This window comes from Alcaligenes sp. GW821-FHT11D07 (assembly GCF_058808495.1).
Map to the genome: position 1 here is coordinate 934,433 of NZ_JBXART010000002.1, position 13,603 is coordinate 948,035.

Below are 13,603 nucleotides of genomic sequence, written 5' to 3' on the forward strand. Positions count from 1 at the left end.
CAGACATCCTGTTTGCAGCCTGCCCCAGCCGTAGATACACAGACACAGTAGAAGACCGCAAGCAAATCATTGCTGGCTGCGGCACAGATTTTTTCCTTGATTTGAAGGTAACTACATGGAAAGCAAGTCAGCCAAATCCGATGCAACCTTGGATTATCTGCGGGTCCCGCCTCATTCCATTGAAGCGGAGCAGTCGGTGCTCGGTGGCTTGTTGCTCGATAATGCCGCGTTTGACCGGGTGGCGGATATCGTCACCGACGAGGATTTTTATCGCTTTGATCACAAGCTGATCTGGCAACACATTACCCGTTTGATCAGTCTGGCCCGACCTGCCGACGTTGTGACCGTTTTTGAGTCACTGTCCGTAGCGGGCAAGCAAGAAGAGGTGGGTGGCCTGGCGTATTTGAATGCCTTGGCCCACAACACGCCCTCGGCGGCCAACATCCGACGCTACGCTGAAATCGTACGAGAGCGCTCCACACTGCGCAAGCTGGTTACAGTCGCGGATGATATTTCTTCGGCAGCCTTCAACCCGCAAGGCAAAGAAGCCCGCCAGATTCTGGACGAGGCCGAAAGCCGCGTGTTTCAGATTGCACAGGAAGGCGCGCGCGGTTCGCAAGGTTTTCTGGAAATCCAGCCTTTGCTGAGCCAAGTTGTAGAGCGTATTGACGAGCTCTACCACCGCGAAGGGGACTCTGAAGTAACTGGGGTACCTACCGGCTTTGCGGATCTGGACAAGATGACCTCCGGCTTGCAGGCCGGTGACCTGGTGATTGTCGCGGGTCGTCCTTCCATGGGTAAGACCTCTTTTTCCATGAACATTGGCGAACACGTGGCGATTGCACAGGGTTTGCCCGTTGCCGTGTTCTCCATGGAAATGGGCGCGGTGCAGTTGGCCATGCGTATGGTGGGCTCGGTCGGTTTACTAGACCAACACCGTATGCGTACCGGTAAGCTGACAGCGGACGATTGGCCGCGCCTGACGCACGCGGTACAGCAGGTGCAGGAAGCCCAGATTTATATTGATGAAACCCCCGGTCTGTCCTCTATGGAAGTCCGTGCCCGTGCTCGTCGACTAGCCCGTCAGTGTGGTCAGCTTGGCTTGATCATCATCGACTATTTGCAGTTGATGTCCTCAAGCGGCGGTGAGAACCGGGCCACCGAGATTTCCGAGATCAGCCGATCCTTGAAAGGTCTGGCCAAAGAGCTTAACTGCCCTCTGATTGCCTTGTCGCAGTTGAACCGAAGTCTGGAACAACGCCCCAATAAACGCCCCGTCATGAGTGACTTGCGTGAATCGGGCGCTATTGAGCAGGATGCTGACTTGATCTTGTTTATTTACCGTGACGAGGTCTATAACCCGGACTCGCCGGACAAAGGCACCGCAGAAATCATTATCGGTAAACAGCGTAACGGCCCTATTGGCGCGGTTCGTCTGACCTTTGCGGGTGCCAGCACACGCTTTTTGGATCATATGCCGAACTAGGTTTGCCTGCTTTTGCTGCCTGGTGGCAGCAGGCGGCGCCGCAGCGCAATCAAAAGGGGGGAGGGCATGAAGATGCCCGCCCCTTTTTTTTAATCGCCCTGACGGGCAGCCAGGCGTTTAGCCAGCCAGGCGCAGACCAGTAACTGCCACTGGTGAAACAGCATGATGGGCAGAATGATGGGGCCCACCATGGCGGTCGGGAAAATCACATTGGCGATAGGAATGCCACTGCTCAAGCTCTTGTTGGACCCGCACATCAGCAGGCTGACACGGTCTGCCGTCGAAAAGCCTAGCCAACGTCCCAGGTTCCAGGCCAGCAACTGCGCCAATGTCAGCAAAACTGCGTTGGACAGGATAATTAGACCCAAAGCACTAAGCGGGGTGGACGACCACAAACCACCAACCACCGCCCCTGAAAAGGCCGTATAGACCACCAGCAAGATAGAGCCTTGGTCTACGACCTTAAGCAGTTTTTGCCGCTTCATCACCCAATTGCCTATCCAAGGGCGCAGCAAGTGTCCGAAGACAAAGGGGAAGAACAGCTGCAGCATTATCTTGCCCACCGCCTCCAGCGAAACAGTGGCTTGGGCACTGGTTGCCCCCGCAAGCACAATGCCCACCAGCAAGGGCGTGATAAAAACCCCCAGCAAGGTGGACGCCGAAGCGCTGCAAATCGAGGCAGGCACATTGCCTCGTGCCATGGCGGTCAAGGCGACAGCAGATTGAACCGTACTGGGCAGACAAGCCAGGAACAGAATGCCGAGGTACAGATTGTCGGTCAGCCAAGGTCGCAATACGGCCGCCACACCGCTGCCCAAGATAGGAAAGAGCAGAAAGGTGACAGACAGAATTAGCAGGTGCAAACGCCAATGAGACAAGCCGCCCCAAATGGCTTCGCGTGAAAGGCGGGCTCCATGCAGGAAAAACAGCAGAGCAATGGCAATCTGAGTAGCGTGTTGAAACAAGGCCACGCCCCAACCTTGCGCGGGCAAGAGGCTGGCAAGCGCCACAGTGGCAAACAGCTTCAGTAAAAACGGGTCTATGGGCAAACGCTTGATCATGCTGGATGCGCACTCATAGAAATAGCCATGCGGTAGGCGTAGGCCAACGAGGAGGCATCAGCCTTGCCTTGTCCGGCGATATCGTAAGCGGTGCCGTGATCCACGCTGGTGCGGATAAAGGGCAGACCTACCGTCACGTTCACGCCTTCGTCCAGACCCAAGAGTTTGATGGGGATTAGACCTTGATCGTGATATTGGGCAACAACGATGTCGAACTCGCCTTGCCGGGCTCGCATGAAAATAGTGTCGCCAGGCCAGGGGCCGCTGGCGTCTATGCCTTCCAGACGAGCTTGTTCAATGGCCGGGCTGATTTGCCCTTGGTCTTCAGAGCCAAATTTCCCGCCTTCACCCGCATGAGGGTTCAAGCCAGCGACGGCCACGCGGGGCTGGGCAATACCGGCTTGATGGCAGGCTAGTTGTGCCAGCCGTATGGTTTGCAGCACTCGCTCTTGGGTGATCAAAGAAGGAACGCGGGAAATGGGTTCGTGGATGGTGACCAAAATAGAGCGCAAGTGCTCGTTGGCAAGCATCATGGCGTAGTGTTCAGTTTGGCTGCGCTCGGCCAAAATTTCGGTGTGACCGGGTGCATCAATGCCGCCTTTTTGCATGGCCAGCTTGTTCAGCGGGGCCGTCACAATGGCGCGAATCAGGCCAGCCTGGGCATCGTCAATGGCATGACACAGGTACTCATAGGAGCCGCGTCCGGCCAGGGCATGGATCTGGCCATAAGGCAGGTCCTCCGGCAAGGCTTGCCAGCGGTTCAGAACGGCAATCACGCCAGGAGGCGTACAGACTGGCTGCTCCACTTCCTGCACCTGCCAGTTCTGATCGGCGCCGATCAAGATCAGGGCACGACGCATCGCACCCGCATCGCCATAGACCACTGCCGGGTGCGGCAAGCCTTCAACAATCAGGCGGGCAATGATTTCAGGGCCTATGCCCGCGGCATCGCCCATGGTGAGCCCAATGGGCTGATTGGAACGTTTCAACATAGTGGTCTAGCCATAAAAAAGTGCCCCCACGCCGCGCCTTCGGCTTGCTGCCCCCCGAGGGGGCATTTTTGCCTTGGGACGGCCCGGCGGTAAAAAGTGCCCCCACGCCGCGACTTCGGCTTGCTACCCCCCGAGGGGGCGTTTTTGCCTTGGTGCGGCCCGGCGGTAAAAAAAAACCGGGTACAAGACCCGGTTTGTGTGAGTAGGGATTCGGCTTAGAGTGCGTCGCTGGCGTAATCGGCCAGACGGGAGCGCTCACCACGTTGCAAGGTGATATGGCCTGCATGCGGCCAGCCTTTGAATCGGTCTACCACGTAGGTCAGCCCCGAACTGCCCTCGGTCAGGTAGGGCGTGTCGATCTGGGCAATATTGCCCAAGCAGACAATTTTAGTTCCTGGACCGGCGCGCGTCACCAGTGTTTTCATCTGCTTGGGCGTCAGGTTCTGGGCCTCGTCGATGATCAGGAACTTGTTCATGAAGGTGCGTCCGCGCATAAAGCTTAAGGATTTGACCTTGATCTTGGAGCGCACCAATTCCATGGTGGAATTGCGCGGAGCCGCTTCAGCCCCTTGTGGGTTGTTCAGATTACCGGAAGATTTCCCTGTGCCCAGATGCAGCACTTCTAGGTTGTCTTCCAGCGCCCCCATCCAGGGCTGCATCTTTTCTTCCTCGGTGCCGGGCAGAAAACCGATGTCATCGCCAACCGGCACGGTGGCACGGGTAATGATGATTTCGTTGTAGCGCTTGGTCTCCAGGGTTTGGGTCAGCGCACTAGCCAGAGCCAGCAGCGTCTTGCCCGTACCGGCATGGCCTAGCAAGGAGACAAAATCAAAGTCCGGATTCATCAACAGGTTCAGGGCAAAGTTCTGCTCGCGGTTGCGAGCGGTAATGCCCCAGACGTTGTTTTTGCCGTGGCTGTAGTCGCGCAGGGTTGCCAGCACGGCGGTATTGCCGGCTGTCTCGCGTACTTGAGCGACCAGAGGATCATCGCCTTCCGTAAAGACAAACTGGTTGACCATGAACTGGCTGCACAGCGGCCCGCTGATGCGGTAGAAGGTGGTGCCGCCCTGTTGCCAGGACTCCATGTTCTTGCCGTGTTTGGTCCAGAAGTTGTCTGGCAAGGGCATGACACCGTCATACAGCAAGTCGGAGTCATCCAGCACGTGGTCGTGACGGTAGTCTTCCGCCAGCAAGCCTAATGCCTTGGCCTTCAAGCGCATATTGATGTCTTTGGACACCAGTACAACTTCACGCTTGGGCATGCGCTGGCTGAGCGAATGCACGACACCCAGGATGGCGTTGTCTGCCTTGCCCATAGGCAATTGAATAGGCAGGGAAATATCCAGGGCTTCGGTTTGAAAAATAACCGCGCCCAAAGCTTCGGTATTGCCGATGCCATCCAGGTTAAGCGGTTTTTCCAGATTGTTGTCACCCACCAGACCTTCCAGCGACCGGCTGACCTGTCGGGCGTTGCGAGCCACTTCAGACAAGCCCTTTTTCTGGTGATCCAGCTCTTCCAGCACCATCATGGGCAAGAAAATATCGTGCTCTTCAAATTTGAACAGCGAGTTGGAGTCGTGCAGTAAGACGTTGGTGTCCAGCACGAACAGCTTGCGCTGGGCTTGGGCTAGACGGATGCGTTTGGGGGCAGAGCCGGCCACCGGCTTGGGTCGAACAGGATTAGGGGTGGTGCTTTTGCTGGGGGCGGTTTTGGCCTCGCTGACCGGCGCCGCAGCAGGCGCTACGGGGGCAGGTTGGGCGGGCGCTGTTTTCTTGGCGCGTGGGGCAGCAGCGGTTTTGTTCGGTGCAGCTTTGGGACTGGCGGGTGGATTGCTTGTTTCGGCTAGTGGTACGGGTGGATCGGCAATGATGACACTGTCATCTTTTTCGCTAAGCAGGGTTCCCAGCTTGGTGGGCAACGTCGGTAGCGGCATATAACTCGTACTCCTGGTTGTGTGCCGGCTCGCGGGCCGGCACGATAAGGTTTCAGGCCGCTTGCTGGACAGCCTGTAATACAGCCTGCACATGGCCGGGCACTTTCAGGCCACGCCATTCTTGAATCAACACACCTTGGGCGTCGATCAAAAAGGTGCTGCGCTCTATGCCACGTACCTGTTTACCGTACATGTTTTTCATTTTCATGACCCCAAACAGTTCGCACAAGAGCTCTTGGGTGTCGGCAAGCAAAGGGAAAGTCAGGGCTTGCTTGTCGATAAAACGTTCGTGCGAGCTCAAGGAGTCGCGTGAAACGCCAATAATTTGCGCGCCAGCGGCCTGGAATTCGGGCAAGGCGTCGCGGAAATTCTGGGATTCGGTGGTGCAGCCCGGCGTGTTGTCTTTGGGGTAAAAGTACAACACCGTCATTTTTCCTTTCAGGTCAGCCGCGCTGAACTCGCCCTGGGTGGAGGGGACGGAAAAGTCGGGGATGGGGGCACCAATTTGTACGGCAGTCATGCTTGTTCCTGTATCAGTAAGGCGGCGACCACTTTGCGGCCTTCCGCCATGAGGATATTGTAGGTTCTGGCAGCGGCTTGGGTATCCATGATTTCCACACCTATGCCCAGCTGCAGCATTTCCTGCGTGACAGCCGGGTGCAAAAAGTGCTGGCGCTGGCCGGTACCAATCAAAATCAGCTCGGGGGCGTTGTCGGGACGCGTCATCGGTGCGTCGTCCAGAAACGCCATAGGGTCTTGCTTGACCGATTCCAGCCCGGCAATCCGGCGCAGCAAGTCTGCTGTCAGCTCGGTGGCACTTTGAATGGCCAGGTCCTGAATCGGACCTTCGGGGCTAAAGAAGATGGAATGATCGTGGTTTTTAAAGTTAATGGCCACATAGTCGTCACCGTACGCGGTGATGGCATTCATGGCTGGATTGTGTTCGCGTTGCAGTTGCACGATGAGTCTCTCCCGTTACAGGGTCGATAATAGCGCAAAGCGCCAGGTACGATGCGGCACCTGATCTGTTTGCGGTGATTCTCAGTAAGTCAATCATGGATTAAACTCTTTGATTAACTTTTGCCTTTTGGTTTGGTTCTTCGCTTTTTTTCTATCAGGGAATATCATGATTCGCTTTCCGCGCATCGAGCGTTTGCCGCCTTATGTGTTCAATATTACCGGTGAGCTGAAAATGGCCGCCCGCCGTCGTGGCGAAGACATTATTGACATGTCGATGGGGAACCCGGACGGCGCAACACCGGCGCACATTGTGGAAAAGCTGGTTGAGGCGGCCACCCGCCCTGACACACATGGTTATTCTGTCTCCAAAGGCATCCCGCGTCTGCGTCGGGCTGTGACTAATTGGTACGAGCGCCGCTACAATGTGCACTTGGACCCGGATAGCGAAGCGATTGTCACCATCGGTTCCAAAGAAGGTCTGGCTCACTTGATGCTGGCAACGCTGGATAAAGGCGACACCGTATTGGTGCCCAACCCCAGCTACCCCATTCATATTTATGGTGCCGTGATTGCCGGTGCCAATATCCGTTCGGTGCCTATGGTGCCCGGCGTGGATTTTTTCGATGAAATCGAAAAAGCCGTGCGCGAGTCCATCCCTAAGCCCAAAATGATGATTCTGGGTTTTCCCAGCAATCCGACGGCACAATGTGTAGAGCTGTCCTTTTTTGAGCGAATTGTGGCGCTGGCACGCGAGCACAATATTTTGGTGGTGCACGATCTGGCCTATGCCGACATCACCTTTGACGGCTATGTGGCCCCGTCCATCATGCAGGTGGAAGGTGCGCGTGATGTGGCCGTCGAGTTTTTTACCATGAGCAAAAGCTACAATATGGCAGGCTGGCGTATTGGCTTCATGGTGGGCAATGCGTCGCTGGTCAATGCCTTGGCGCGTATCAAGAGTTATCACGATTACGGCACCTTCACACCGATTCAGGTGGCGGCCATTGCGGCACTGGAAGGGCCACAGGATTGCGTCAGCGAAGTGGTGGAGCAGTACCGCCGTCGTCGCGACGTGTTGGCCAAGGGCCTGCATGAGGCAGGCTGGATGGTCGATGTCCCCAAGGCATCAATGTATATCTGGGCCAAGATTCCCGAGTTCTACAAGGACATCGGTTCGCTGGAGTTTGCCAAGCGCTTACTGAGCGATGCCAAAGTAGCCGTATCCCCCGGCATCGGCTTTGGTGAGTATGGCGACAACTATGTGCGCTTTGCGCTGATCGAAAACGAGCAACGTACCCGTCAGGCGGTACGCGGCATCAAAGAAATGTTCCGTAAGGACGGATTTGTTCAATGAGTCCTATCAAAGTAGGTTTGCTGGGTTTGGGTGTGGTTGGCAGCGGCACCTGGAACGTATTGAAACGCAACGCAGATGAAATCGCTCGCCGCGCCGGTCGCCGTATTGAGGTGGTGGCTATTGCTGTGCGTGACCTGGAAAAGGCACGCGCGCTGGTAGGGGACGAGGTGACCCTGACCACAGACGGCATGGACGTGGTGCGTAACCCCGAGATCGATATTGTGGTCGAGCTGGTGGGGGGCGACACGCTGGCCCGCGAGTGGGTCATGGAAGCGATTGCCCAGGGCAAGCACGTGGTCACTGCCAACAAGGCTTTGTTGGCCAAGCATGGCAACGAGATTTTTGCTGCTGCTCACGAGCGCAGCATCATGGTGGCTTTTGAAGCTGCCGTGGCCGGTGGTATTCCTATCATCAAAGCCATTCGCGAAGGCCTGTCGGCCAACCGTATTCAGTGGCTGGCCGGCATTATTAACGGCACCACCAACTACATCCTGTCCGAAATGCGCAATCGTGGCGTGAGCTTTGCCGAGGCACTGGCTGACGCACAGCGTCTGGGCTACGCCGAAGCTGATCCTACCTTTGACATTGAAGGTGTGGACGCGGCTCACAAGTTGAGCCTGCTGGCTTCCCTGGCGTTCGGTATTCCGGTGCAATTTAGCAAGGCCCATGTGGAAGGCATTACCAGCCTGGCACTGGAAGACCTGCAACACGCACAGCGCCTGGGCTACAACATCAAGCTGCTGGGTATTACCCGTGCTCGTGACGAAGGGATCGAGCTGCGCGTTCACCCCACCTTGGTGCCTCTGGACAGCATGCTGTCCAATGTACAAGGTGCCATGAACGCCGTGCTGGTACATGGCGATGCCGTGGGCCAGACCGTGTACTACGGCGCCGGTGCTGGTGCTTTGCCAACCGCCTCGGCGGTGGTGGCCGACCTGGTGGATGTGACTCGTTTGCAAACTGCCGAACCCGAGCATCGTGTGCCTTACCTGGCTTTCCAGCACAATGCGATGGCCGACACACCCATCTTGCCTATGGATGAGGTGCTGTCCTCTTACTACCTGCGCTTGCGTGTGGATGATCGTCCTGGTGTATTGGCGGACGTGGCTCGCATTCTGGCTCAAGCCTCGATTTCGATTGGTTCCATGTTCCAGGAACCGGCCGGTGAGCAGGCCGATATCATCTTCCTGACGCACGAAGCGCGTGAAGGTGCCATCAATGGCGCGATCAGCCAGATCCAGAACCTGCCTTTTGTGCGTTCTGCTGTGACCCGTTTGCGCGTGGAGAATCTGTAATGAATTACGTGTCCACCCGTGGCGGCATGAAGGCTCAGCCGTTCTCGGACATCTTGCTGGAAGGCTTGGCTCCGGATGGCGGTTTGGCCATGCCAGAAAGCTACCCGCAGGTCAGCGCTGAAATGCTGGAATCCTGGCGCGCCCTGAGCTACCCCGAACTGGCCGCTAAAGTGCTGGGCCTGTTTGTCACCGATATTCCGGCTGATGAACTGTCCGCCTTGACGGCACGTGCTTACGCCCCCGGCGTGTTCGACAGCGAGCAGGTTGTACCGGTCAAGGAACTGGAGCCCGGTTTCTCCTTGCTGGGCTTGTCCCAAGGTCCAACTCTGGCATTTAAAGACATGGCCATGCAGTTTCTGGGCCAGGTTTTTGAATACGTGCTGACACAGCGCAACAGCACCTTGAACATTGTGGGCGCCACTTCCGGCGACACGGGTTCGGCGGCTGAGTACGCTTTGCGCGGCAAGCGTGGCGTCAGCGTCTTCATGCTCTCGCCTTACGGCCGCATGAGCGCTTTCCAGCGCGCCCAGATGTACTCTCTGCAAGACGAAAACATCCATAACCTGTCGGTGAAGGGTGTGTTCGATGATTGCCAGGACATCGTCAAAGCCTTGGCAGGTGATCTGCAATTCAAGTCTCACTGGCATTTGGGTGCCGTGAACTCCATCAACTGGGCGCGTATTTCTGCTCAGGTGGTGTATTACTTCTGGGGTTGGCTGCGCAGCACCACAGCCGCCGGCCAGAAGGTGTCTTTTGCCGTGCCTTCGGGTAACTTTGGCAATATTCTGTCGGGCCACATTGCCCGCCAGATGGGTCTGCCTATTGCCAAGCTGGTTCTGGCCACTAACGAAAATAACGTGCTGGAAGAGTTCTTTCGCACGGGTATTTATCGCCCGCGTGGTTCCGAGCAAACTTACGCTACGTCCAGCCCGTCCATGGACATTTCTCGTGCCTCCAACTTCGAGCGCTTTGTGTTTGATCTGCTGGGCCGTGATGGCAGCAAGGTCAAGGCATTGTGGGAACAGTTAGCCAGGGAAGGCCAGTTCGACCTGAGCGAGCATTTGCCACGCTTCCAGGAAGAGTTCGGCTTTGTGGCCGGTGCCAGCTCCCACCAGGATCGTCTGAACACCATTGCTCAGGTGAATAAGGAATACAAAGTCTTGATTGACCCGCACACGGCAGACGCTGTGAAGGTCGCTCAGGATTTCCGCGAGCAGGGTGTCCCTATGCTGGTGCTGGAAACTGCACTGCCTGCCAAGTTCTCCGAGACGATTGAGGAAGCCATTGGACAGCCCGCTCCGGTGCCAGCGCACTTGGCTGGTCTGGCTGATCTGCCTCAGAAGGTCGTTGTCATGGACGCGGATCTGGCGCAAGTGCGTAGCTACATCGAAGCGCACGCTCCTCGCTAATCATAGTCAAGGGTGCCGGCATTTTTTGCTGGCGCTGTTCTTGAGCTTGGCGGGTAGCGTCTAAACCCCGATTTTTCTTTTTCTGCTGGCCTGAATGATATTCAGGATGAGGTGCAGGAAAGTGAAAGTCGGGGTTTTTTTGCGTCTTTACTGCCGGGAAATGGGCGATAAAGCAGGCAAATCCTTACTTATCTGAACTTTTTCTATCCGGTCTTCATCAAAAAAACACGATTCAAAGGCATGATGTCTATGGCCTTTGGTATAGGCGGATAGGCAGATGGCCTATCAAATGTAGAGAAAGGATAGAAACACCATGAGTAAAACGACGCTTGTTAAGTTACGCCCTCTGGAACGCGAAGATTTGCGTTTTGTGCATTTGCTGGACAATAACGCCAGCGTGATGCGCTACTGGTTCGAGGAGCCCTACGAAACTTATGGCGAGCTGGCTGCCCTGTACGACGAGCACATTCACGACCAGCGCGAACGCCGCTTTGTAGTGGAGTGGGAAGGGCAGCCTTCGGGTGTGGTGGAGTTGGTTGAGATCGACTATGTGCATCGCCGGGCTGAATTCCAGATCATTATTGCGCCGGAGTTCCAGGGCAAGGGTATTGCCTCACGTGCCACGAAAATGGCAATCGAGTACGGTTTTGGAGTCTTGAACCTGTACAAAATCGTGCTGATTGTGGACAAGGAAAACCACAAGGCCATTCACATCTACCAGAAGTTCGGTTTTCAAGTGGAGGGCGAGCTCAAGCATGAGTTCTTCATCAATGGTCAGTACCGGGATGTGGTGCGCATGTGCTTGTTTCAGCCCGAGTTCCTGGCAGCTCATAAGCCCCCACAAACCTTGTTGACGCCTGCTGCGCAGTAAGCGCGCCAGAGGGTAGTGATGTTCAAACCTAGTATTGAAGTGCTTGTGCAAGCTTGGGTTTGCCGCCAGCTTGAACCGCCCTGGTGCTCAGCCTAGATGGGCTGCTTTCAAACCGCTGCGTACGGCCCCTTCCAGCACTCCGGGGTAGCCGGTATCAGTCCAGTCTCCTGCCAGTCGAATGGCAGGCCAGGGCGTTGTGACTGGGGGGCGACGCAGCCCGGGGACCGCTGCGAAAGTGGCGCGTTTTTCGATGATCAGTTCGCTGGCGCGTACCGCGGGCATGGCTTTGATCTCTTGAGTTTGAGTTCGAACTTGATCAATGATGGTGTCAATCGCTTCTTGGCGGTCCAGCTCTTGGAGCCGTACTGCGTCGCTGATGACGATGCCAACCAAGGTTTCTCCGCTGCCGGGCTTGAGTGCGCTGTGATCAAACAGCCATTGCCCGCCCATGCCCTGGAGATCGTCCAGCATCAACATAGGCTGGGGCAGATTCCAGGCTTGTTCCAATTCCAGGTACAAGGTAGCAATAGGGATGTACTCAAATGCCTGCAGATCGGCCAGGAGCCGTTCACTGGCAGGGTTGCTGGGCAAGTTCTGCAGCAACCGTGCCGCCTGCACAGGCGGGCAAGCCACAATCGCAGCGTCAAAGTGCAAACCATCCACCAGTACTCTGGACTCGTCCAGTTCCAGCCTTTGGACTCGGTGGCCTAGTTGCAGCTGTATATCGCGCAGCGCCGGTTCGCACCAAAGCTGGCTTAGGTCGGTCAAAGGAATCAGGGTTTGGCTGGCTTGGCGGGCACCGCCCAGGCTATCGCGCAAGACATGGGCAAACAACTGGGCGCAGGCTTGTTCAATAGGGGTATTCATGGCGGCCACACATAAGGGCTGCCAGAAAAGATGAATCACCTGGCTGTCTTGCTGCTGTGCTTGCAATAGTTGCAAGACCGTCAGTCCGGCAGGCGTGCGCCATTGGTGCTTCATCAGCCAGCGGCAAAAACGTGCCAGCCTGATTTTTTGAGACCAGCTTAGCCCTTGTGCTCCCAGCAACCCTGCCAGCAGATGAAAAGGGGCGGGCAAAGCCCGGTTACGCAGACGAAAGCGACCATCCGCCGAGACGACATCCAGATCTTGGCGCTGCAGGCGGGATGATTCGTCCAGGCCAATTTCTTTCATCAGCCCCAGTGAAACGGAATAGGCACCCAGCATGATGTGCTGGCCGTTATCGGTATCGCGTCCCAAGTTGGGACTATGGATGCGGCGGGCCCGTCCGCCTATGTGGCGCGAAGCTTCAAAGACACTGGCCTGATGGCCCAAGGTCTTTAAACGCCAGGCGGCAGCACAGCCCGCCCAGCCTGCTCCGATAACCGCGACCTTCATTTGCCTAGTTTGCGTTGCAAGCTACGTCCGCCCGATACCCAGGTTTTCCAGGCCAGCCAGAACTTGCGAATAGGGGTCAGCGAGATGCGCTGCTCCAGCACATGCCAGCGGTCATTGGCAATCTCCACCAGCAAAGCATGGTAGATGGCCGCCATCAGCAAACCAGGGCGCTGTGCACGGCGATCCGCGGCGGGCAGGGCTCGCATGGCCTGTCGGTACAAGTCCTGGGCACGTTCGGTTTGAAAGGCCATCAAGGCTTCGAAGCGCTCAGAATGCTGTTGGTCCAGGATTTCGTGAGGGGCCACCGCAAATTTGTCCAGATCTTCTTGGGGCAGGTAGATGCGGCCGCGGCGAGCGTCATCGCCCACATCACGAATGATGTTGGTCAACTGAAACGCCAAGCCCAGTTTTTGGGCGTAGTCGCTGGTTTGTTCGTGGGTTTGACCGAAAATACGCGCCGACAGCAAACCCACCACGCCGGCAGCGTGCCAACAGTAGCGCTCCAGATCCGCCCAAGTTTCGTAACGCACCTGGTCCAGATCCATTTCCATGCCGTCAATGACAGCCAGCAGCTCGTCCTGGGGCAGACCAAAGGCCTTCACATGGGGGGTCAGAGCCTGCATCACAGGATGGTGAGCGCGGCCTTCATACAGGTCCGCTACTTGCGTGCGCCACCACACCAGCTTCATGCGGGCTACCGACTCTTCGTGAACCTCGTCCACCACGTCATCGACCTCGCGGCAAAACGCATACAAGGCCGTGATGGCGCGGCGGCGTTCGGGCGGCAGAAACAGAAAGGCGTAGTAAAAGCTGGAGCCACTTTGGGCTGCCTTGTTCTGACAATACTCGTCTGGGCTCATGAAC

Annotated in this window: 12 protein-coding genes; 5 read left to right on the top strand and 7 right to left on the bottom strand. The window is 56.6% G+C overall.

Annotated features, from left to right (window positions below):
* Window positions 1-115: 115 nt before the first annotated feature.
* Complete coding sequence (locus AC1RSM_RS12845; protein WP_492932922.1) at window positions 116-1,486, top strand: replicative DNA helicase; 1,371 nt, start codon at window positions 116-118, stop codon at window positions 1,484-1,486.
* Window positions 1,487-1,575: 89 nt separating this feature from the next.
* On the opposite strand, the gene AC1RSM_RS12850 is transcribed toward AC1RSM_RS12845, so the two are convergent.
* The 5 genes from AC1RSM_RS12850 to AC1RSM_RS12870 form a co-directional block, all read right to left on the bottom strand.
* Complete coding sequence (locus AC1RSM_RS12850) at window positions 1,576-2,547, bottom strand: bile acid:sodium symporter family protein (protein ID WP_492932923.1); 972 nt, start codon at window positions 2,545-2,547, stop codon at window positions 1,576-1,578.
* Window positions 2,544-3,539 (bottom strand): 4-hydroxythreonine-4-phosphate dehydrogenase PdxA, encoded by a 996-nt coding sequence (pdxA, locus tag AC1RSM_RS12855; RefSeq protein WP_492932924.1) that lies wholly within the window; start codon window positions 3,537-3,539, stop codon window positions 2,544-2,546. Before pdxA ends, AC1RSM_RS12850 begins: the two co-directional genes overlap by 4 nt.
* 215 nt (window positions 3,540-3,754) lie before the next feature.
* Entirely contained in the window at window positions 3,755-5,473 is a 1,719-nt protein-coding gene (locus tag AC1RSM_RS12860) for a PhoH family protein (RefSeq protein ID WP_492932925.1), read from the bottom strand.
* Between the two features lie 52 nt (window positions 5,474-5,525).
* Window positions 5,526-5,993 (bottom strand): peroxiredoxin, encoded by a 468-nt coding sequence (locus tag AC1RSM_RS12865; RefSeq protein ID WP_492932926.1) that lies wholly within the window; start codon window positions 5,991-5,993, stop codon window positions 5,526-5,528.
* Window positions 5,990-6,433 (bottom strand): Mth938-like domain-containing protein, encoded by a 444-nt coding sequence (locus AC1RSM_RS12870; RefSeq protein WP_492932927.1) that lies wholly within the window; start codon window positions 6,431-6,433, stop codon window positions 5,990-5,992. The genes AC1RSM_RS12865 and AC1RSM_RS12870 overlap by 4 nt, the downstream gene beginning before the upstream one ends.
* Before the next feature lie 166 nt (window positions 6,434-6,599).
* On the opposite strand from AC1RSM_RS12870, the gene alaC reads away from it, so the two are divergent.
* From alaC to speG, 4 genes are all read left to right on the top strand, one after another.
* A complete protein-coding gene (alaC, locus tag AC1RSM_RS12875; protein WP_492932928.1) occupies window positions 6,600-7,787 on the top strand; it encodes an alanine transaminase in 1,188 nt (395 codons plus the stop codon).
* Entirely contained in the window at window positions 7,784-9,082 is a 1,299-nt protein-coding gene (locus tag AC1RSM_RS12880; RefSeq protein WP_492932929.1) for a homoserine dehydrogenase, read from the top strand. Before alaC ends, AC1RSM_RS12880 begins: the two co-directional genes overlap by 4 nt.
* Window positions 9,082-10,491, top strand: a complete 1,410-nt coding sequence (gene thrC, locus AC1RSM_RS12885; protein ID WP_492932930.1) for a threonine synthase — start codon at window positions 9,082-9,084, stop codon at window positions 10,489-10,491. The genes AC1RSM_RS12880 and thrC overlap by 1 nt, the downstream gene beginning before the upstream one ends.
* Before the next feature lie 313 nt (window positions 10,492-10,804).
* Complete coding sequence (gene speG / locus AC1RSM_RS12890) at window positions 10,805-11,362, top strand: spermidine N1-acetyltransferase (RefSeq protein ID WP_492932931.1); 558 nt, start codon at window positions 10,805-10,807, stop codon at window positions 11,360-11,362.
* A gap of 87 nt (window positions 11,363-11,449) precedes the next feature.
* On the opposite strand, the gene hpnE is transcribed toward speG, so the two are convergent.
* A complete protein-coding gene (hpnE, locus tag AC1RSM_RS12895; RefSeq protein ID WP_492932932.1) occupies window positions 11,450-12,739 on the bottom strand; it encodes a hydroxysqualene dehydroxylase HpnE in 1,290 nt (429 codons plus the stop codon).
* Window positions 12,736-13,599: a presqualene diphosphate synthase HpnD gene (gene hpnD / locus AC1RSM_RS12900; RefSeq protein WP_492932933.1), complete on the bottom strand. Its 864-nt coding sequence runs from the start codon at window positions 13,597-13,599 to the stop codon at window positions 12,736-12,738. Before hpnD ends, hpnE begins: the two co-directional genes overlap by 4 nt.
* Between the last annotated feature and the right edge of the window lie 4 nt (window positions 13,600-13,603).

Bases quoted from the DNA above. Each gene is read 5' to 3' on its own strand.
- alaC (WP_492932928.1), top strand. From the start codon at position 6,600: ATGATTCGCTTTCCGCGCATCGAGCGTTTGCCGCCTTATGTGTTCAAT.
- thrC (WP_492932930.1), top strand. From the start codon at position 9,082: ATGAATTACGTGTCCACCCGTGGCGGCATGAAGGCTCAGCCGTTCTCG.
- hpnD (WP_492932933.1), bottom strand. From the start codon at position 13,599: ATGAGCCCAGACGAGTATTGTCAGAACAAGGCAGCCCAAAGTGGCTCC.
- hpnE (WP_492932932.1), bottom strand. From the start codon at position 12,739: ATGAAGGTCGCGGTTATCGGAGCAGGCTGGGCGGGCTGTGCTGCCGCC.
- AC1RSM_RS12845 (WP_492932922.1), top strand. From the start codon at position 116: ATGGAAAGCAAGTCAGCCAAATCCGATGCAACCTTGGATTATCTGCGG.
- pdxA (WP_492932924.1), bottom strand. From the start codon at position 3,539: ATGTTGAAACGTTCCAATCAGCCCATTGGGCTCACCATGGGCGATGCC.
- AC1RSM_RS12850 (WP_492932923.1), bottom strand. From the start codon at position 2,547: ATGATCAAGCGTTTGCCCATAGACCCGTTTTTACTGAAGCTGTTTGCC.
- AC1RSM_RS12865 (WP_492932926.1), bottom strand. From the start codon at position 5,993: ATGACTGCCGTACAAATTGGTGCCCCCATCCCCGACTTTTCCGTCCCC.
- AC1RSM_RS12860 (WP_492932925.1), bottom strand. From the start codon at position 5,473: ATGCCGCTACCGACGTTGCCCACCAAGCTGGGAACCCTGCTTAGCGAA.
- AC1RSM_RS12880 (WP_492932929.1), top strand. From the start codon at position 7,784: ATGAGTCCTATCAAAGTAGGTTTGCTGGGTTTGGGTGTGGTTGGCAGC.
- speG (WP_492932931.1), top strand. From the start codon at position 10,805: ATGAGTAAAACGACGCTTGTTAAGTTACGCCCTCTGGAACGCGAAGAT.